Genomic DNA, 1,609 nt, shown 5'->3' on the forward strand with positions numbered 1-1,609 from the left:
AGCTTGAGATAAAACCTGTGGCGGTCAGGGGGCGGGGTGTTCGGTTCGCCGCTCTTCTGTTCGTTGGCTGCCTTCGAGCAGGGCGTTGCCTACGTCGTAGACGGGGGTCTTCCGCTTGTTGCGGCGGCCGGGCGGGCGTCCCGGGCCGGGGCGAGAGGGTTTCGTGGGCTTTGTGAGAACAGGCAGTGACCTGCGGACTTGACGAAACCCTCGACGTACGCGACCGGGAGTCATGCGTTCGACGGGCAGAGGGCGCTCCCATGGGCGCTTGAGGTCCTCGGCGAGGGGCCGGGCGAGGCGCAGTTGGGTGTACACGGCCATGACGAGGACGGTCCAGCGGTCGGCGGCGGCCGCCTCGCGCAGGCGGGGCCGGGTCCAGCCGAGGTGTTGTTTCCAGTAGCGGAAGGTGTGTTCAAGATCGAATCTGCGGAGGAAGCACGACCAGATGGTGTCGGCGAGAGTGGCGTCGGTGTCGGTGCGTGACCACCACAGCCACAGGGGTTTCGGGCTGCCGCCGGAGGGCAGGCGCTCGACGTCCAGACGGATCACGGTGCCGGGCACGAGGGGCAGCTCCGGCTCGGGGTGACGAGCCCAGACCGTCTGCCGGTTGAGTTTGACGTGCAGACGCTCGAAGCACCGGACCCGCATGTGACCGTACTTGTCGAGATCGTGCTCGGTCTCGTGCAAGGGATCTCCCCAGGTGTCCGGGGCGTGGAACTCGAATCTGCTGCCATGGCGTTGGGGCCGGCCGCCTTTGGGGCCCACACCGCCGTTCGCGGGTGGGTCGCGGTAGAGGACGCGGTCGCCACGCATTCGTACGCACACCTCTACCGGCAGGTCGGCGAGCTGGTGGGCGAGGTAGGGGCCGTCGTATCCGCAGTCGGCCACGATCCGGATCGGCTCGTCACCCTCTCGCCACCGTCCCAGGGCCACGAGCCTGGTGACGACCTCACGCAGCTGGTGGGCGGTGCACTGCTGAACCTGATCGCCGGGCCGCAAGCGGCGTGCGTCGAGCGGAGCGGTCCAGGAGGTGGGTCCGCTGGACAGGGCGGCGATGATCGAGTACGCCCAGCCGGGGATCATCTCGTGAGTGCCCTCGGCGCGTCCGTAGGTGTGGCAGAAGGTGCGCTGATTGCTGGTGTTCGCGTCGGGGCGTAGCCAGGGGCTCACGTCGACGGCGAGCACGATGCCGCCGCCGGGACCGCGCGGGAGGTCACGCAGCGCGAAGGACCAGTGCAGACGGTCGACGTCGATCCGTCCGTTGTTCATGGCACGCTGCACGGAGCCGTGGGAGCGGGCGTGCTCGGGCACGAGGGTCAGCTCGGCGAGATTGCGCACAGGGCCCTCACTGCACAGCACGGCGTCGGTGATCTCGAAGAGCGCATCACCCCAGCGAGTGAGACAGGCACGCAAGTCGACACGGAATTCCTTGAGTTCACGCAGGGCCGCCTGGCGGCCGTCACCATCGGGCACACTGGGGGCGACGGCTGCGTCGCTCTTCGTTGGTGTCACAACCCGAGGATGACGACGTAGCCGTCGCCTTGTCCGGCATTTGCCCATGTGGGGGACTCGAACACCTTCTTGGGCGAGCCAGAGGTTTTATCTCAAG

At 67.7% G+C, this 1,609-nt stretch carries 1 protein-coding gene; it reads right to left on the reverse strand.

The features are described from left to right. Positions 1-24 precede the first annotated feature (24 nt). On the reverse strand, positions 25-1,512 hold the full coding sequence (locus AB0N06_RS38845; RefSeq protein ID WP_366139367.1) for an NF041680 family putative transposase: 1,488 nt from the start codon (positions 1,510-1,512) through the stop codon (positions 25-27). Between the last annotated feature and the right edge of the window lie 97 nt (positions 1,513-1,609).

Source organism: Streptomyces sp. NPDC051020 (assembly GCF_040683105.1).
GTDB lineage: Bacteria > Actinomycetota > Actinomycetes > Streptomycetales > Streptomycetaceae > Streptomyces.